Here is an 18,786-nt window from a genome sequence, read left to right on the forward strand (position 1 = left end):
ATCAGGCTTCGGCAGCGAGATACGCGGCGAGCTTGGCCCGCATGTCGCCGGGTGCGAATCCCGCGCCGAGGATCTTTCCGAGGTCGAGAACGCTGTTGCGCGGGCGTGGGGCGACGGGGCCGGTCGCGCTGGCGAAGTACTCGTCCGTGGTCGTGCCCGAGACCCGTGCCGGGTCGTGCCCCGTGAGCTCGTAGACGCTGCGGGCGAGATCCGCCCATGACGCCGGCTCGCCGTTGCAGGTCAGGTTGTACGTTCCGAACGGCGCCCTGGAATCCACGAGGTGACGGATGCCGCGCGCGATGTCATCGGTGAAGGACAGCCGTCCGACCTGATCGGCGACGACGGTGGGATCGACACCTCGCTCGGCGAGACCCGCCATGGTGCGCACGAAGTTGCGTCCGTCCCCGATCACCCATGAGGTGCGGACGATGTAGTGGCGCGCGACGGTCGAGACGATCGCGTCTCCGGCGGCCTTGGTCTGTCCGTACACACCCAACGGGGAGAACAGGTCGGTCTCGACGTAGGGCCGTTCGGCGGTGCCGTCGAAGACGTAGTCGCTGGAGACGTGGACGAGCGTGATCGCGTTCTCGGAGGCGATCCGCGCCAGCGTCGCGACTCCCGCCGCGTTCGCGCTCCACGCGCGTGCCCGACCTTCGGCGGTCTCCGCGCCGTCGACCGCCGTGTCGGCTGCGGCATTGATGATGAGACCGTAGTCGCGCCACCGCCGTGCGGTGGGCAGACCGGGATCGGTGAGGTCGAGCTCCGCCCGCGTCGCATAGTCCACGTCGGACTGGTCGCCGTACACGGCGCGGAGCGCGCGGCCGAGCTGGCCGCCGGCGCCGATGACGAGCGTCTTCCGAGGTCCCATCGGCGTGACATCCGCAAGACGAGGATGCGCGCGATCCTTGTCGGAGATCTCGACCTCCGAAAGGGGGATCGGCCACGCGATGGCGGCCGTCTCGTCGGCGAGGTTCAGGAACGTGTAGGAGGCGTCGGCGGACCAGTGATCGTTGACGAGGTACGTGTACGCGGTGTCGGGCTCGAGCGTCTGATACGCGTTGCCGACTCCGCGGGGGACGAAGATCGCGCGTGACGGATCGATCTCCGCCGTGAACACCGCGCCGAAGGTCGGTCCTGAACGCAGATCGACCCATGCGCCGAAGATGCGTCCTGTCGCGACCGACACCCACTTGTCCCACGGCTCGGCGTGGATTCCGCGAGTCGTGCCCACGGCGTCGTTGAACGAGATGTTGTTCTGCACGGGCGCGAAGTCGGGCAGGCCGAGGCCCACCATCTTCTCGCGCTGCCAGTTCTCCTTGAACCAGCCGCGCGAGTCGCCGTGGACGGGCAGATCCCAGACCACCATGCCCGGGATCGGCGTGTTCGACGGCGTGAGCGGCTTGCCGAACCCGATCGACCCCGCCTCGCCCACGCTCACTGGCCCTTCGTCGCGTAGAAGGCCTCGGTGGCATCCTTCGAGGGCGCCCACCAATCCTCGTTCGCGCGGTACCAGTCGATGGTGGCGGCGATGCCGGCCTCGAAGTCGGCGTAGGCCGGGCGCCAGCCCAGCTCGTCGCGCAGGCGGGTCGAGTCGATGGCGTAGCGCAGGTCGTGACCCGCCCGGTCCGTCACGTGGTCGTACGCATCGGCGGACACGCCCATCGTGGTGAGGATCAGCTCCACGACCTCTTTGTTGCTCTTCTCGCCGTCGGCGCCGATCAGGTAGGTCTCGCCGAGCGCTCCCTTGTCGAGGATGGTCAGCACGGCGCTGGAGTGGTCGTCCGCGTGGATCCAGTCGCGCACGTTCTCACCCTTGCCGTACAACCGGGGACGGACCCCGCGGATGACGTTCGTGATCTGGCGCGGGATGAACTTCTCGACGTGCTGATACGGGCCGTAGTTGTTCGAGCAGTTGGAGATCGTCGCGCGAACCCCGAACGACCTCACCCACGCGCGCACGAGCAGATCGGATCCGGCCTTCGTCGACGAGTACGGCGACGAAGGGTTGTAGGGCGTCGTCTCGGTGAACCGCGCAGGGTCGTCCAGCTCGAGGTCGCCGTAGACCTCGTCGGTGGAGATGTGGTGCAGCCGGGTGTCGTGGCGGCGCGCGGCCTCGAGCAGCGTGTAGGTGCCGATGATGTTGGTGTCGAGGAAGGGGCGCGGATCGTGCAGCGAGTTGTCGTTGTGCGACTCGGCGGCGAAGTGCACGACGGCATCGGCCGCGGAGAACAGCTCGTCGACGAGGGCGGCGTCCGCGATGTCTCCCTGAACGAACGTCAGACGATCCTCGGGGAGGCCCTCGAGCGACGCCCGATTGCCCGCGTAGGTGAGCTTGTCGAGAACTGTCACGTGGTCGTCCGAATGGGAGATCACGTGGTGCACGAAATTCGAGCCGATGAATCCGGCTCCGCCGGTGACGAGCAGCTTGCGCATGCCTCCCAGGGTATCCGCAATCGCCTGGGGCACTGTGCGAGGGTGGATTAGGCTGGACGGATGCCCCCCTCCAGCCAGTCGCTCACGGTTCGCGCCCGTCGAGTGCTCCGTCGTTCGGCCGCCCGTTTCGCGGGTCTGCCCCATTCGGAGGGAACGGTCGACAGCCCGACGCCGGAGACGGCCCGGGACGTGACCCGGCTGTGGCTGCGCAACTCTCGCCCGTTCGGCCCGTCCGTGACGGACCCGGCGTCGGACGTCGCCGTCTCGATGACGACGCACGGCCCGCGTCTGTCCGACGTGTGGCTGGCGATCGAGTCCATCGGTCGTGGCACCGTCCGCCCCGGCCGCCTGATCCTCTGGCTCGACACCGACGACCCGCTTCCCCGGCGCCTGCGCCGATTGCAGCGGCGAGGGCTGGAGGTGCGCCGTGTCGAGCCCGGCGTGAAGGTCCACACGAAGTACTGGCCGTATGTGAGCACGCAGCCGCTCGAGGTGCCCCTCGTCACCGGCGACGACGACATCGTGTACCCCGAGACCTGGCTGGAAGGCCTGCTCCAGGCGCACAGGGAAACCCCCGAGCACTTCCTCGCGTACCGCGCGCACCTGATCCAGATGCGCGACGACGAGATCCTGCCCTACCAGGACTGGCTCTCCTGCGACGACGATCTGCCCAGTTATGCGCACTTCTCCACCAGCGTGTGCGGGCAGCTCTTCCCGATCTCCCTGCAGGAGGCTCTGCGCGCTGAGGGGACGCTGTTCCGCGAGCTGTCGCCGAACAACGACGACATCTGGTACCACCGCACGGCCGTGCTCGCAGGCATCCGAACTCGTCAGGTCCTCGTCGGACAGCGCCACTGGCCCTTCGTGCCGGGCTCTCAGGCGACGGGGCTCAACGCCACGAACGTCTGGGACGGCGGGAACGACCGTCAGATCGCCGCCTCGCATACGCCGGAATCGCGACGGCGGATCCGCGAGGATCTCGAGGCGCAGGTTCCGCCGGGCGAGCGCGCGTAGTTTGGCCCCGTTCCCCAGGTGAGGGAGACTAATGACCATGCGCGGAATCATTCTCGCGGGCGGAACCGGCTCCCGGCTGCACCCGATCACGATGGGCTCGTCGAAACAGCTCGTGCCCGTCTACGACAAGCCGATGATCTACTACCCGCTGTCGACCCTCCTGCTGGCCGGCATCCGTGACATCCTCGTCATCACCACCCCCCATGACGCCGACCAGTTCCAGCGCCTGCTCGGGGACGGATCCCAGTTCGGCGTCAGCATCACCTACAAGACGCAGCCGACACCGGACGGCCTCGCGCAGGCCTTCATCCTCGGCGAGGAGCACATCGGATCCGAGTCGGCCGCGCTCGTGCTCGGCGACAACATCTTCTACGGCCCGGGCCTGGGCACCCGCCTCCGCCAGTACAACGACCTCGAGGGCGGAGTCGTCTTCGGGTACTGGGTCGACGACGCGACCGCATACGGCGTGGTCGAGTTCGACGCCGACGGCCGTGTCGTCTCCCTCGAAGAGAAGCCGGTGAAGCCGAAGAGCCACTACGCGGTTCCGGGTCTGTACTTCTACGACAACGACGTCGTGGAGATCGCGAAGCACCTCGAGCCCTCGCCGCGCGGCGAGCTGGAGATTACCGACATCAACAAGGCGTACCTCGAGCGTGGCGACCTCAAGGTCGAGATCCTGCCCCGGGGCACGGCGTGGCTCGACACGGGAACCTTCGACTCCCTGGGCGAGGCCACCGAGTTCATCCGCACGGTGCAGAAGCGCCAGGGTCTGTCCATCGGATGCCCCGAGGAAGTGGCCTGGCGCATGGGATTCCTCACGGACGACGAGCTCCGTGCGCGCGCCGAGCCGCTCCTCAAGAGCGGCTACGGCCGATATCTGCTCACAGCACTTGAGCAGGGACTTCGCTGAGCCGATCCGTAGGATCGGATCTTCCCAATGGCTGACGGCGATCGGGTGCGTGGGCGTCGTTCGTCGGGTGTGATGGCGGTGGAGAGTTCTCGGGTATGAGTGTGTTGGGTGCGGGTGTGGTTGCTGCTTCGGTGTTTCCGAGGGGTGGCCGGCGTCTGGTCGTGTATGTGGTGTATGACCGGCGTGGTGGTGTGGAGGATTTCGTTGTCCATGCGCTGGCGGGGTTGCGTGAGCATGCGGCGCATGTGGTGGTGGTCGCCAATGGTTCGCTGACCGATGAGGGTCGGGCGAAGTTGGCTCCGGTGGCGGATTCGGTGTTGGTGCGGGATAACCGCGGGTATGACATCTGGGCGCATAAGGAGGCGTTGGAGTTCGTCGGGGATCTGTCCTCGTATGACGAGGTGGTGCTGACCAATGACACGTGGTTCGGGCCGGTTCGTCCGTATGGGCCGGTGTTCGAGCGGATGGATGCTCGGCCGGTGCATTTCTGGGGGATGACCGATCATGCGGAGGAGGTTCCGAACCCGTTCACGGGGGAGGGGCGGTTGCCGTATCACCTGCAGTCGTTCTGGATCGCGGTGCGGCGGGAGATGTTCCTGTCGGAGCAGTGGCGGCGGTATTGGCGTGAGCTGCCGGAGATGCCGGACTATTTCGATGCGGTCCTCAAGCATGAGGCGGTGTTCACGAAGCAGTTCGCTGATCGGGGGTTCGTGGCGGAGGCGGCGTTCCCGTATCGGAAGTATCCGACGACGCATCCGGCGCTGTTCAATGCGGATCTGCTGATCGATGACGGGTGTCCGTTGTTGAAGCGGCGGCCGTTGTTCCACTATCCGCCGTTCTTGGATCGTCATGCGGTGATCGGTCGGTGGACGTTGGAGCGGGTGGAGTCCTACGGGTTCCCGATGCCGTTGATCTGGTCGAATCTGGCCCGCAACGTGCAGCCGCGGGTGCTCAACGCGGATGCCGCGATGCTCGAGGTGCTCCCCGACGTCGACACCTCCTACGACCCCACCACCCCCCTGCGCATCGCGGCCGTCGTCCACATCCGCGACCTCGCGCGCATCGACGACCTCCTGGACCGGTACGTGACGCTTCCCGAGGGAACGGACCTCATCGTCACGACGATGAGCCACGAGGATGCCGACCACGTGCGGTCCCGGCTGTCGCGGCGCACCGACCTCACGCCCGCGAGGCGTGAGGTGCGCGTGGTGCAGGCGCGAGCGGGGCGCGACATGAGCGCGTTCTTCGTCGCATGCGCCGACGTCCTCCGCGACGAGCGCTACGACCTGATCGTCAAGATCCACTCGATGAAGCGCGCCGGCATCGAGTTCAACGCCCGGCGCTACTTCCGCCGGCATCAGCTCGAGAACCTGCTGAGCTCTTCCGGCTACGTGCGCAACGTCCTCGCCCTGTTCCAGCGTGAGCCCGGTCTCGGAGTGGTGTTCCCGCCGATGGTCCACATCGGATTCGGCACGATGGGCCGGGCGTGGGCGGACTACCGGCAGCCCGTCGCCGACTGGTGCAAGCGCCTCGGCATCCGCGTGCCGCTCGACGACGCCTCCCCGCTGGCGCCGTACGGGGGGATGTGGATCGCTCGCAGGGAGGCGCTCGCGATCCTCGCAGACCACCCGTGGACCTACTCGGACTACCGCAGGAAGGAGACCCAGGCCCCGGCGGATCTCCCCCGCATACAGGAGCGCCTCGTCACCCTCGCCTGCGGCGAGCTCGGTTATCACGTGCGCACCGTGCTCAACACCGAGCACGCCTCGATCAGCCACACGGCGCTCGAGGAGAAGGTCGACCAGCTCTTCTCCACCACCCCCGGGTACCCGGTGGAGCAGATTCAGTTCCTGCACCGCGCGGGATGGGCCGGTCACGGTGGACCGCTGAGCCTCGCGCGGATGTATCTGCGCATGAACCATCCGCGAGCGAGCCGGGTCGCCGAGCCCGGTCTGCAGCTCGCCTGGCGGGCGATGGACAAGGCCCGTCGGGTGCGCGATCGGGTGCGTGGGCGTCGTTCGTCGGGTGTGATGGCGGTGGAGAGTTCTCGGGTATGAGTGTGTTGGGTGCGGGTGTGGTTGCTGCTTCGGTGTTTCCGAGGGGTGGCCGGCGTCTGGTCGTGTATGTGGTGTATGACCGGCGTGGTGGTGTGGAGGATTTCGTTGTCCATGCGCTGGCGGGGTTGCGTGAGCATGCGGCGCATGTGGTGGTGGTCGCCAATGGTTCGCTGACCGATGAGGGTCGGGCGAAGTTGGCTCCGGTGGCGGATTCGGTGTTGGTGCGGGATAACCGCGGGTATGACATCTGGGCGCATAAGGAGGCGTTGGAGTTCGTCGGGGATCTGTCCTCGTATGACGAGGTGGTGCTGACCAATGACACGTGGTTCGGGCCGGTTCGTCCGTATGGGCCGGTGTTCGAGCGGATGGATGCTCGGCCGGTGCATTTCTGGGGGATGACCGATCATGCGGAGGAGGTTCCGAACCCGTTCACGGGGGAGGGGCGGTTGCCGTATCACCTGCAGTCGTTCTGGATCGCGGTGCGGCGGGAGATGTTCCTGTCGGAGCAGTGGCGGCGGTATTGGCGTGAGCTGCCGGAGATGCCGGACTATTTCGATGCGGTCCTCAAGCATGAGGCGGTGTTCACGAAGCAGTTCGCTGATCGGGGGTTCGTGGCGGAGGCGGCGTTCCCGTATCGGAAGTATCCGACGACGCATCCGGCGCTGTTCAATGCGGATCTGCTGATCGATGACGGGTGTCCGTTGTTGAAGCGGCGGCCGTTGTTCCACTATCCGCCGTTCTTGGATCGTCATGCGGTGATCGGTCGGTGGACGTTGGAGCGGGTGGAGTCCTACGGGTTCCCGATGCCGTTGATCTGGTCGAATCTGGCCCGCAACGTGCAGCCGCGGGTGCTCAACGCGGATGCCGCGATGCTCGAGGTGCTCCCCGACGTCGACACCTCCTACGACCCCACCACCCCCCTGCGCATCGTCGTCATCGCGCACATCTTCTACGTCGAGATGACAGACGAGATCCTCGATCGCGCGGACACGCTGCCCGCGGACTACGACCTGGTCGTCACGACCCCCGAGCAGGACCGGGCCGACGCCATCCGGGAGATCGTGTCGGCGCGATCGTCGGCGCCGAGGAATGTCGAGATCCGGGTGGTTCGAAACGAGGGGCGCGACCAGAGCGCGTTCCTGATCGGGTGCCGCGACATCCTGCTCGGAGACCGCTACGACCTCGTCGTCAAGCTCCACTCCAAGAAGACGCCGCAGGACGGCTTCAACGTCGGGCGCTACTTCAAGGACCAGCAGTTCGCGAACCTGCTCAACAGTCCCGGATACGCGGCCAACATGGTCGCGCTCTTTCAGCGCGAACCCGGCCTCGGTCTCGCCTACCCCCCGACGATCCACGTCGGGTACCCGACGATGGGCCGCGGCTGGTGGTCGAACAAAGCGGGCTTCGAACGGATCGCGGCCGATCTCGGCATCCTTGTCCCGCTGGACGAGATCTCACCGCTGGCGCCGTACGGGTCGATGTACTTCGCCCGCCCCGAGGCGCTGCGTCTCCTGATCGACCACGAGTGGTCGTACGACGACTTCGGCGGAGCGGAGGCGTACCAGGACGGCGGGCTGGCTCACATCCTCGAACGTGTGCCGTCCTATGCCGCCGCGGAGCTCGGGTTTCACACGCGCACGGTCGCGTCGACCGAGCACCTCGCGATCAGCCACACGGCGTTCGACTTCAACCTGGATCAGATGTCGGCGACGATGGCGGGCTTCACGATCGACCAGATCCACTTCCTCAAGCGCGCCGGCTACGTGGGCGACGGGTCGTTGAGCGACTTCGTGCGGATGTACCGCCGAATGGGCTACCCGGGATCGTCGCTGCTCGGCGTCATGTCCGCCGCTCGACGGCGTCTCGTGCGGTTCGCCGGGCGCGCGCGATCAGCTCTTGCCCGGACGAAACGCTGACTTCACCGCGCGAAGCCAGTTCGCCGACGCCCCGGTGATCCCCTGCGCGGCGCTCCAGCGCTCGTGCCATCGCCCGACCTCCCGATGGAGCTCCTGAACGCGACCGTCCAGCTGGGCGCGCTCGGATGCCGCGCGTGAGAGGTCCTCCGACATGCGCGCGATGGTGGCGCTCAGCTCGTCGAGGTTGCCGAGACCGATGCCGAGGCCGTCGAACGTGGTCTGGAGCTCGTCCAGGCGTCGCTGCCGACGGCGGAGCTCGGCGACGAGAGGACCGGAGGGGTAGGACTGGGCCTTGCCCTGGGAGATGCGGCGCCCCTCGAGCACGGGCCACTTGTGGAACTCGGTCTCGAAGTTGTCGAGGGGGAGCCGAGCGACACGGATCTCGGGGGATGCGAGCGCGACGGTCACCGACAGCTGATCGCGGCGGGAGTAGCGCAGGACGTGATCGAACCAGACCCGCATGGCGCGTTGGACCTCGGGCGTCCGGCGGCGCACCATCATTCCCGTCCACAGCGGCTTGGACGTCAGCTCGGGTGCGTGGTGGAGCGAGTAGGCCATGAGCTGCTCGTGCACGCGTGCGCGGTCGTCGTAGTTGAGCCTCACGACCTCGTCGAACTCGTCGAGCACCTGCTCGCGGTAGCTGTGCTGAGCCAGAGCGATATCGTGCTCACCCAGCCAGGTCGCGATGATCTCCTCGGGCCGGACCTTCAGCCGCACCGACGCGTCGATGCACAGCGTGACGTCGTACTCCGCCAGCCGGTCGTCCCCGAGGATCTTGACGTAGCGAGCGCTGCGCACGATGTCTTCGGGGTAGCGGGGCGGGATGACGTGGATCTGCCAGGTGTCGCTGGTCAGCGTCGGATCGTCGGTGAAGCAGATGAAATCCAGTTCGCTGTCGGCCGCGATCGGCTGCGGCAGCAGCTGATCGTAGGCGCCGAACAGATAGGTGTATACGCAGGCCTTCACCGCAGAGCTCCTCGCACCCTCACGTCCACAAAGTTCACGTCGCAGAGTCTCCGAGGGCGCACCGTCGCGCGCTCGGTCTCGCTCGGTCCGACTCGGGTGTCAGGCCTCCGATACGCGAGCCTCTGCATAGACCGTACCGGTCTGAGTGGGCAGATAGGGAATCGAGAAGGTCGCTCCCTGCCAGACGACGTCCATCTGGCCGCCGGTCGCGTCGGTGACCTCGGCGTTGACGAAGTAGTTGCCTCCCGCGAGCGACAGCCGCGGGATGGCGTACGTGATCGTGGTCTCTCCCGCCGGAGTGGGTCCGTGCTGCGACGACAGTCGCTTCGATCCCGTGCCGAAGACCTGCTGACCGTGCGGGGTGTCGATGCTGACGCCCGTGTTCCACAGCTCGACGGCCGTGGGGTGCGAGACGCGGATGTCGATGAGCAGGTCGTCCCCCGGCGCGATCTCCGTCGCGGTGGAGCCGCCGGCGCGCAACTCGATTCCGGTGATGGATGCCGCTTCCGGCGCCACCTCGTGCTTGTCGCCCTCGACGGTCTCGCGTCGTCGACCCTCGAGCACGTCGCGGTGCACCTTCGTCGCGTCTGCGGCCGACCCGACGAAGGCGATCTCGCCGTCGTGCAGGACGACGCCCTCGTCGCAGATCTCCATGACCTGGCTGGCGGAGTGCGAGACGAGGATGATCGTGCGGCCCTGGCTCTGGAACTCGCGGATCTTGTCCATGCATTTGCGCTGGAATGCCTCGTCGCCCACGGCCAGCACCTCATCGACGAGGAGGATGTCGGGGTCGGTGTGCACGGCCACCGCGAAGGCGAGTCGCACGTACATGCCGGACGAGTAGAACTTCACCTGCGTGTCGATGAAGTCGCCGATCTCGGAGAAGGCGACGATGTCCGCGAAGCGGGCATCGGTCTGCTCGCGCGACAGGCCGAGGATCGAAGCGTTCAGATACACGTTGTCGCGACCCGACAGATCCGGGTGGAATCCCGCGCCGAGCTCGAGCAGCGCCGCGAGGCGACCGCGCCTGCTCACACGGCCCTCGGTGGGCTCGATGATGCCGCCGATGACCTTGAGCAGGGTGCTCTTGCCCGATCCGTTCGGTCCGAGGAGCCCGATGGTCGTCCCGGCGCGCACGGTGAGCGAGATGTTCCGCAGCGATTCGAACACCTCGCGGTGCGTGCGCCCGCGTCGACCGAGCGTGACCATCCGCTCCTTGAGCGAGTTGTCCTTGCGGATGACGAACTGCTTCGAGACATCCTCGACGACGACGACCGCGGGTGCGGAGTCGTCGACGGGGACGGGGTCGACCGTGTCGAGGGCGCTCATGGTCACAGCTCCTGGGCGAAGTTGCCCTGCAGCCGGGCGAACGCGCGGTGGCACAGCCAGAGCAGCGGCAGCCCGACGACGATGGCGATCGCCATGCGAAGCAACAGTTGTGAGGGGTAGTCGGACGGTTCGCCGGCGGTCCAGAAGGCGCGGTGGAAGCCGAGGACGGCGAGCGTGAGGGGATTGGCCGTGTACACGTCGATCGCCCACGACGGCAGCCCGGCCAATGCGAACGTGTCGCGCACCATCGTCCAGCCGTAGACGATCGGCGAGGACCACATGGCCAGCATGAGCACGATCTGGGACAGGTACTGCATGTCGCGCAGATAGACGTTGAGCCCTGCCAGGAGCAGACCCAGCGCCGTGCCGAAGATGAGCATGATCAGCACCGCGGGGATGGCGAAGAGCAGGTCCGCGGAGAGCGGCGGCGCGCCGAGCACGAAGCACGCGATGACCAGCACGACGACCTGCATCGCGAACGTGAACGACGCCGATCCCACCGAGGCGAGGGGGAAGACCTCGCGGGGCACGTACACCTTCTTCACGAGTCCGGCGTTCGCGACGACCGATGCCGTCGCTCCCGCGACGGTCTCGGAGAAGAGCACGTAGATCGTGAGGCCGGAGAAGATGTAGAGCGCGAAGTCGTCGATCCCGCGTGCGGCCCCCAGGAACTGGCCCATGACCGTGTAGTACACGACCAGCTGCACAAGGGGGTTGATGAGCGTCCACAGCAACCCGAGCGCGCTGTCCTTGTAGCGCGACTTCACGTCGCGGCGCACGAGCAGCCCGAGCAGCTGCCGGTGGGCGAAGATCGACCTCACCGAGTGCGTGGATCTCGCGAAACCGGTACGCGGGGGAACCGTCGGTACGAGCGGCTCCTGCGCAAGCCTCGCGAATCGCTCCGCTGAACTCTCGGTCACCCGGTTCCTCGATCTCTCAACGGACGAAACAGCGCTCAACTATACCTTGGGGCCCGCTGGGCGCCGTCTGTGAGGACGGTCGGCTCACCGCCGTGAGAGGCGCTCGCGCCGATCCTCGAGCTTGGCGCGGACGCGGCTCCAGCCGCCGGACCGGAGATAGTAGAGGAAGAGGGAGAGGTCGCGCCGCGGCCCCTTGGGCATCTCCAGGATGCGACCGAAGGCTTCCTGGCCGGAACCGGGCCGCGCGCCCGTCGCCCCCCGGTCCGCCGCGCGTCGAGGTGTCGTGCAGAAGTCGACGAGCGGCTGCAGCGCCTGCTCCCACGCGAAGTCCACGCGGACGCGCTCGAGACCGGCGATCGCGCGAGCGCGCACCTCGTCGTCGTACAGCACGGCGAGGATCGCGTCGGCCAGCGCCCGCGGATCCTCCGGCGGCACGACGGCCCCGAGCCGATGCGCGCGCACGATGTCGGCGAAGCTGTCACCGTCCGTCGCGATGATCGGCAGGCGCGCCCACAGGTAGTCCAGGATCCGCGTGCGGAAGGAGAACCTCGTCTCGAGGTGGATCGGATGCGTGCTCACGCCGGCGTCGGCATCCAGCAGGAAGTTGACGCGGTCCTCGTAGTCGACCCAGCTGTCGTTGAAGAACACGTGGCGATCGGTGAGCTCGAGCTCGTCGGAGACCTCGAGGGTGTCGCCGAGCACCTTCATCTCGGGGACGTCCGGGTTGAAGTGGCGCGCGCTGAGGAAGAAGAGCTTCGTCTCGGGACGCTCGGCCACGACGAGCTTCATCGCGCGGACCAGAGTCACCGGGTCGAACCACTCGTAGATGCCGCCGCCCCAGATCAGCACCTTGTCGTCGGCCGCGATCCCCGGCACCGTCCCCTTGAGCGCGTGCCGCGTCTGCGTCGGAGCCTCGGCGGGCAGGCCGAACGGGACGATGCGCACGATGGACTCGAACGTGGGGTCGGCCGTGTAGGTGAGCGGGTTGATGCGACCGAGAGCGGACAGGGCACCGAACCAGAGATCGCGCTGACGCTCGGAAGCGCACAGGACGCAGTCCGCGCGGAGCAGCTGCTCGTTCAGGAGCGAGACCGCCTTGGCGACCTCTTCCTCCCATTCGGTGGGATCGGCGTGCTTGTTCTGCTCGAGCTGCTCCAGATGGAACGGGTCGTACAGGTCGGCGACGACGACCTTGTCGGTGCGCGCGATGCTCGGGAACACGCGGAAGGCCGTGCCCTGGACGATGATCACATCGGCCCACTCCTCGTGCGCGCCCATCGCCGCGTCGTCGCGCTCGTGCACGAAGTGGAGCTCGAAGTCTTCGGAGGTGCGCTCGATGCGCGACCACGACACGATCCGCACATCGCAGTGCGCGGACAGCACCGTGGCCATGTTCCACACGCGGATCGCGGGACCGGCCATGCGCGCGCGGATGAGGTCGCCCGTCATGATGAGCACGCGGGTCCGCGGCGCGGGAGGAGACTGCGGCTCCGAGGTCATGCCTCGATGCTCCGTGCGCGATGGCGGACGAATCGCACCGTCTGCACCATCGCCAGCACACACACGCCGGCGGTGAGGATCACGAGGATGATCGTGCCCGGCGCCCCGATCGGCGAACGGGCCAGCCAGTCGCTCACGCCGTGGTAGACCGCGCGGTACTCGACCGCGAGACCCAGCACCGACATGGCGGCGAAGAAGATGACGAGGCCGATCCCGACCCGCACGCGATTACGCGGCTCGACGAGGTTCCGCCATGCCACCGCGCTCAGCACGATGAGGGCGATGAGGACCACGAAGAAGTACCGGCCCTGAAGACCCGCGGGCAGCTGGGTGCGCACGTAGCTCGGCCAGGTCTGCGTGAGCAGCGCCAGGGTGAGCAGGACCGGGAGCGCGGCCAGGGTGATCATCTTGCCCCGGTCGGCGCGGCTGCGGAAGGCGAAGGCCAGCACCACGGCGATGCAGACCACGGTGAGGATGGAGGTGAGGAAGACGGGCAGGGGGTGGCTGAGCCAGCCGAAGTTGCCCCAGAAGCTGTTCGAGATCCGTCCCCAGGCCTGATCGGCGAACCAGATCGCGCTCGGTCCGGAGCCCTCGGGCCAGGGCGCGTCCGGGTAGACGAGGCCCGCGGGCTGCAGCGAGCCGTAGACCAGCAGATTGCGCATCCACCACCACCCGCCGATGAGAGCGATGGCCATCGCGGTGGCGGTGCGCAGCAGGCGCGTCGTGAAGCCGAGCTCCCGCGGCCAGATCAGCAGGACCACCGCGGCGAACGCCACCATGGGCACAGCGGTCCCCTTGACCAGGAGTCCGAGCCCGAGCGCGAGCCCCGTTCCCACCGTCACCCACCAGCGTGTGTCGCCCGTCATCGCGCGCACACTCAGCCAGATCACCGCCGAGCAGAAGAGGATCGTCATGCCGTCGTTCGACACCGATCCGGCGATGTGCGCGAGCTGCGGGACGGCGAACAGGCTCGCGGCGGCGATGATGCCGGCCTTCGGCGAGCGCGTGATGCGCCGCACGCTGTTCCAGGCGAAGTAGGGGAGCGGGACGATGAAGAGCACCCCGGCGAGCCGCGCGATGACCAGCGCGATGTCGGAGCGGATGTTCATGAAGTCGACCGCGTTGAGGACGACCGCGACGTACGCGTAGTAGAGCGGCGGATGCTGCGTCATCTGGTCGACGCCGTGGTAACCCGTGTAGTTCTCGCGGAGCTCGGCCAAGGTCGATCGCTCAGCCGCCGGGATCTTCGCCTCGGCGCGGGACTGCAGGATCATGCGGTCCATCTCGGCGTCGCCGGGATCGGGCCATCCTCCGCCCTCGGCGAGGCGCACGGCCGAGTTGAAGTGGATCGGCTCGTCGGGGGCGTCGTGCAGGGGTGTGAAGACCGCCCAGAAGGTCACGATCATCACGAATGCCGCGGTGATCGCACCGAGCACCAGCCATTCGCGCTTGGTGACGGGCGGATGCGAGGGCGCCTCGACGGCGATCTCGTGCGAAGTCATCTCGTGAATCCTCTTCGGGTCGTCTCACTCCGAGCGCGCCGTGCTGGCACCCGAGTCGGCAGAGTCCTCCGCGATGATACCGGATGGCATCCGCGTGACCGGTGAGTGCCGCCGCTGACGGAACGCCCATCGACGGGTGGCAGACTGAATGCGCCCCCGATGAAATCCCGCCACAGGAAGGGCCCGCCGCGGTGCGGGCGATCGCACATGAGGCATGTCCTTCAGAACCTCGTCCTCCCTTTCGGTGACGACCGCGACCTGGGTCGCCTCTACCTCGCGGCGGAACCCGGCGTCGCCGAGCTGCGCGGACGCAGCGAACTCCGGGTGTCGGCCGGGGCGACGGCATCCTTCGCGACGTACTTCAACGCCTTTCCCGCCGCGTACTGGTCGCGCTCGACAGACCTCGTCGAGGTCCGCCTCACCGTCCGGACGACCGCTCCGGGCACGCTGCGGGTGCACCGTTCGAATCGCGATGGCGACACGGCGATCGTCGACGAGCGCGCGATCGTGTCCGGAAGCGTGTCGGTCGATCTGCCGCTGGGGGAGGCCGGGTCGACCGGATGGCTCTGGTTCGACCTGATCGCCGGCGAGCACGATGCGACCCTCACCGCAGCGACATGGGACACCGATCGCGAGCCGCACCGGCCGCCAACCGCGAGCGTCGGGATCACCACGATCGACAAGCCGGACTGGTGCGTCCGCACGCTGCGGGCGCTCGGCGACGCCGAAGAGCTCGACGAGATCGTCCCGCGCGTTCTCATCGTCGATCAGGGCTCGCGACTGGTCGTCGACGACCCGGGGTACCGCGCCGCCGCAGCGCGGCTCGGCTCGCGCATGAGCGTCCTCCGGCAGGAGAACCTCGGCGGCTCGGGCGGGTTCGCGCGGGTGATGGCGGAGTCCGTCGCTCGGGCGGAGGCCGAGTTCGTCCTGCTCCTCGACGACGACGTGCGCGTGGAGCCGGAGGCGATCCGCCGCGCGGTGATGTTCGCCGCGTACTGCTCGCGGGAGACGATCGTCGGCGGCCACATGCTGGATCTCCTGTCCCCGACCAAGTTGTACGCGTGGGCGGAGGTGGTGGACGAGAAGCCGTTCATGTGGCACCCGCTGAACGAGGATCGGATGCCGGTGGACTTCGCCGATGCGGACCTTCGCGACATCCCGCTGCTCCACCGGGCGGAGCAGGCGGATTACAACGGCTGGTGGATGTGCCTGATCCCTCGCCGCACCATCGAGCGGATCGGCTATCCGCTGCCCGCCTTCATCAAGTGGGACGACGCGGAGTACGGTCTGCGCGCACGGGAGAACGGAATCGCGACGGTATCGCTTCCAGGCGCCGCGCTCTGGCATGTGGCGTGGGTGGGCAAGGACGACCAGATCGACTGGCAGGCCTACTTCCACGCGCGGAACCGCATCGTCACGGCCCTGCTGCATTCGTCCGCACCACGCGGCGGCACGCTCATCGAGCACAGCAGGCGCGTCGACCTGAAGCACTTCATGGCCATGCAGTACTACCCCGTGGCGATCCGCCATCTGGCGCTTCGATCCGTGCTCGCCGGCCCCGATCACATGCACTCCGAACTCGCCGTGATCCTGCCGCGTCTGCGGGAGATGGCCCGGGAGTTCCCCGAGACCCAGGCGACCACGGGCACGTTCCGCGCGACCCGGACGGACCGCTGGGAGGCGGATTCGCCCGCGCCATCCGGGATCCGGCTGGCGGCGACCATGACGAGTTCACTCGTCTTCGGCTGGTTCCGTCGGCCTCGGTCCGCGCCGGCTCAGTCGGCCGAGGTGCACGTCCCCGCGAGCGAAGCCAAGTGGTGGCGGCTCGCGGCGTTCGACTCGGCCATCGTCACGCTGGCGCAGACCGGTGTCGAGCGCCGCTACCTGCGCGATCGGTCCCGCTTCCGTCGGCAGGTCGTCGACAGCTTCCGCCTGCACCGCGCGCTCAGGCGCGAGTGGTCGGGGCTGCAGGCGGCCTACCGCAACGCGCCGCTGACCACCCGGGAGAGCTGGGCGGCCACGCTGGCGGGCGCGGCGCCGACGGAGATCGCAGACTCCGGCCCGGCCGCCGGCGCCTGAGGCGCTCGGCGGCCGCGCCGGGCGCCGGTCAGACGGAGCGGGCGACCCGCTCTGCGACCTCGGCGACCAGATCGATGCCACCGTCGACCGGGTAGTGGTGGTTGCCCACGAACAGGCCGTCGACGTCCACCTTGTCGGCGGCAGGGAGCTCGTCCGGGACGATCGCGTCCAGGTGGGCGATGACGGGGTTGCGTGCGAAGTTCCCGGCGACGATGGGGCGCGACTCCACGCCCGCCTCGTCGAAGGCGCGCACGAGTTCGCGACGACGGCCGGCGAGGCGACCCTCGAGGACCATCGAGAAGCCGAACCAGCTGCTCTGGCCGGTCTCCCGCTGGGTCCTGATCCCCTCGATGCCGGCGAACCGCTCCGCGAAGTACGCGGCATTCCGACGGCGTCCCTCGATGAGCGCGGGGACCTTCTTGAGCTGCTCGAGTCCGAGCGCGCCCTCCATCTCGAGCGGACGCACGTTGTAGCCCGGCAGGACGAAGCGGAAGAGATCCTCCCAGGTGTCGCCCGACTTGGCGTGAACGTGGTTGTCCTGAGGGAGCTCGCGGGTCCAGCCGTGCGCGCGCAGCGAGATCATCTCCTGATACAGCTGCTCGTCATCGGTGAGGATCACGCCGCCCTCCATCGTGGCGATGTGGTGCGAGAAGAACGAGCTGAAGGTGCCGGCGAGGCCCGCCGTCCCCGCCGCGATGCCGTCGTGCACGGCTCCCAGCGACTCGCAGTTGTCCTCAAGGAGGACCAGGCCGTGGCGCTCGGCGATGGCGCGGAGCCGAGTGAAGTCGTTCGGGTTGCCCAGCAGGTTGACCGCGAAGATCGCCTTCGTCCTCGGGCCGATCGCCGCCTCGACCAGATCGAGGTCGAGATTGAGGGTGTCGATGTCGATGTCGACGAACCGGGGACGCAGGCCGTACTGGCTGAGCGGGTAGTAGGTGGTCGGCCAGGAGACGGCCGGCACGATGACCTCGTCGCCGCGCGACAGATCGATGCGCGGATCGAGCACGGCTGCTGCCACGGCGATGAGGTTCGCCGAGCTCCCGGAGTTGACCATCACGCCGAAGGACGATCCGAAGTGCGCCGCGAAGGCGGCTTCGAACTCTTTCACCAGCGGACCCATCGTGAACCGGCCGCTTTCGATCACGCGCTGAAGGGCGGCGTATTCTGCGTCGTCCCAGGTCGTCGTGGCAAGGGGATAGGCGGGCGTGGGGCGCGTCATGAGCGATCTCCGTTCGCGGGGCGGGAAAGGAAGGCGCGATAGGTCTCGGCCATGCCGTCGACCATCGCGGTCGTCGCGCGCCATCCGTGCGCTCGCGCCAGCGACGAGTCTATGAGCCGGCGGGGCACACCGCTGGGGCGGGAGGGGTCGAAGACGAGGTCGCCCTCGTATCCGACGACGTCGGCGGCGAACTCGTAGAACTCGCGGATGGTGTGGTCGTCGCCGGCGCCGATGTTCATCACGCCCGGCCAGGATTCCACGGTCTCGATCTCGCGGACGAGCCACGCCGCGAGGTCGGGCGCGAACGTGAACTCGCGACGTGCGGTGCCGTCGCCCCAGACCTCCACCTCGCCGGACCCCGACACCTTCGCGTCATGGGTCTTGCGCAGTGTCGAGGCGATCAGGTGAGCGCGGCTCGGGTCGAACGTGTCGCCCGGCCCGTACAGATTCGACGGCAGGATCGAGCGATAGTGCCGGCCGGTCTGGCGCGCCGCGTAACCGACCGCGGTGAGACCGGTGAGCTTCGCGAGGCCGTAGCCCTCGTTCGCAGGCTCGAGTCGGCCGGAGAACAGCGCGGACTCATCGATCGGGTTCGGTGCGGCGGCGGGGTACGCCGCGGCGCTCGCCGTGTAGACGTACCGGGGGACCTCTTCGGCGACGACCGCATCGAGCACCGACGCATCGATGCGCAGGTTCTCCATCAGGTAGGGGAGCGGCCGGGCGGTCTTGTCGCCGATTCCTCCGACGAACGCCGCCGTGTGGATGACGACGTCGGGTCGGGCGTGAGCGATCGCTTCGCGCGTCGCGACGGAGTCGCGAAGATCGGCCTCGAGTCGGGTCAGGACGACGAGCTCATCATCCGGGCGTACGACCCGCCATGCCGCGGCGATGCTCGAGCCGAGCATCCCGCCGCCGCCGGTCAACAGCGCGCGCACGTGGGG

General features: G+C 67.9%; 14 protein-coding genes. 5 read left to right on the forward strand and 9 right to left on the reverse strand.

The window, feature by feature from the left end; all coding sequences use genetic code 11:
- Position 1 precedes the first annotated feature (1 nt).
- Positions 2-1,438 carry a bifunctional dTDP-4-dehydrorhamnose 3,5-epimerase family protein/NAD(P)-dependent oxidoreductase gene (locus OL358_RS10260; RefSeq protein ID WP_264709871.1) on the reverse strand — a complete coding sequence of 479 codons (1,437 nt, stop codon included), beginning with the start codon at positions 1,436-1,438 and terminating at the stop codon, positions 2-4.
- Complete coding sequence (gene rfbB / locus OL358_RS10265) at positions 1,435-2,433, reverse strand: dTDP-glucose 4,6-dehydratase (protein WP_264709872.1); 999 nt, start codon at positions 2,431-2,433, stop codon at positions 1,435-1,437. The genes OL358_RS10260 and rfbB overlap by 4 nt, the downstream gene beginning before the upstream one ends.
- A gap of 60 nt (positions 2,434-2,493) precedes the next feature.
- On the opposite strand from rfbB, the gene OL358_RS10270 reads away from it, so the two are divergent.
- From OL358_RS10270 to OL358_RS10285, 4 genes are all read left to right on the forward strand, one after another.
- Complete coding sequence (locus OL358_RS10270) at positions 2,494-3,447, forward strand: hypothetical protein (RefSeq protein ID WP_264709873.1); 954 nt, start codon at positions 2,494-2,496, stop codon at positions 3,445-3,447.
- A gap of 37 nt (positions 3,448-3,484) precedes the next feature.
- The gene (rfbA, locus tag OL358_RS10275) at positions 3,485-4,357 is read left to right on the forward strand and encodes a glucose-1-phosphate thymidylyltransferase RfbA (protein ID WP_264709874.1); all 873 of its coding nucleotides are present in this window, start codon (positions 3,485-3,487) and stop codon (positions 4,355-4,357) included.
- Positions 4,358-4,452: 95 nt separating this feature from the next.
- On the forward strand, positions 4,453-6,414 hold the full coding sequence (locus OL358_RS10280; protein WP_264709875.1) for a rhamnan synthesis F family protein: 1,962 nt from the start codon (positions 4,453-4,455) through the stop codon (positions 6,412-6,414).
- Positions 6,411-8,330 carry a rhamnan synthesis F family protein gene (locus OL358_RS10285; RefSeq protein ID WP_264710278.1) on the forward strand — a complete coding sequence of 640 codons (1,920 nt, stop codon included), beginning with the start codon at positions 6,411-6,413 and terminating at the stop codon, positions 8,328-8,330. The genes OL358_RS10280 and OL358_RS10285 overlap by 4 nt, the downstream gene beginning before the upstream one ends.
- On the opposite strand, the gene OL358_RS10290 is transcribed toward OL358_RS10285, so the two are convergent.
- The 5 genes from OL358_RS10290 to OL358_RS10310 all read right to left on the reverse strand — a co-directional run bounded on the left by OL358_RS10290 (position 8,304) and on the right by OL358_RS10310 (position 14,547).
- Complete coding sequence (locus tag OL358_RS10290) at positions 8,304-9,296, reverse strand: DUF616 domain-containing protein (protein WP_264709876.1); 993 nt, start codon at positions 9,294-9,296, stop codon at positions 8,304-8,306. The two genes, OL358_RS10285 and OL358_RS10290, sit on opposite strands and share 27 nt — an antisense overlap.
- 99 nt (positions 9,297-9,395) lie before the next feature.
- Complete coding sequence (locus OL358_RS10295) at positions 9,396-10,625, reverse strand: ABC transporter ATP-binding protein (protein WP_264709877.1); 1,230 nt, start codon at positions 10,623-10,625, stop codon at positions 9,396-9,398.
- Positions 10,626-10,627: 2 nt separating this feature from the next.
- A complete protein-coding gene (locus OL358_RS10300) occupies positions 10,628-11,446 on the reverse strand; it encodes an ABC transporter permease (protein WP_264709878.1) in 819 nt (272 codons plus the stop codon).
- Positions 11,447-11,629: 183 nt separating this feature from the next.
- Positions 11,630-13,045 carry a glycosyltransferase family 4 protein gene (locus OL358_RS10305; RefSeq protein ID WP_264709879.1) on the reverse strand — a complete coding sequence of 472 codons (1,416 nt, stop codon included), beginning with the start codon at positions 13,043-13,045 and terminating at the stop codon, positions 11,630-11,632.
- On the reverse strand, positions 13,042-14,547 hold the full coding sequence (locus OL358_RS10310) for a DUF2142 domain-containing protein (RefSeq protein WP_264709880.1): 1,506 nt from the start codon (positions 14,545-14,547) through the stop codon (positions 13,042-13,044). Before OL358_RS10310 ends, OL358_RS10305 begins: the two co-directional genes overlap by 4 nt.
- 207 nt (positions 14,548-14,754) lie before the next feature.
- Between OL358_RS10310 and OL358_RS10315 the strand changes: the two genes are divergently transcribed.
- The gene (locus OL358_RS10315) at positions 14,755-16,626 is read left to right on the forward strand and encodes a glycosyltransferase (RefSeq protein WP_264709881.1); all 1,872 of its coding nucleotides are present in this window, start codon (positions 14,755-14,757) and stop codon (positions 16,624-16,626) included.
- A gap of 28 nt (positions 16,627-16,654) precedes the next feature.
- On the opposite strand, the gene OL358_RS10320 is transcribed toward OL358_RS10315, so the two are convergent.
- Complete coding sequence (locus OL358_RS10320) at positions 16,655-17,845, reverse strand: DegT/DnrJ/EryC1/StrS family aminotransferase (RefSeq protein WP_264709882.1); 1,191 nt, start codon at positions 17,843-17,845, stop codon at positions 16,655-16,657.
- The gene (locus OL358_RS10325) at positions 17,842-18,780 is read right to left on the reverse strand and encodes an NAD-dependent epimerase/dehydratase family protein (RefSeq protein ID WP_264709883.1); all 939 of its coding nucleotides are present in this window, start codon (positions 18,778-18,780) and stop codon (positions 17,842-17,844) included. Before OL358_RS10325 ends, OL358_RS10320 begins: the two co-directional genes overlap by 4 nt.
- Positions 18,781-18,786: the final 6 nt, after the last annotated feature.

This window comes from Microbacterium sp. SSM24 (assembly GCF_025989145.1).
Lineage (GTDB): Bacteria > Actinomycetota > Actinomycetes > Actinomycetales > Microbacteriaceae > Microbacterium.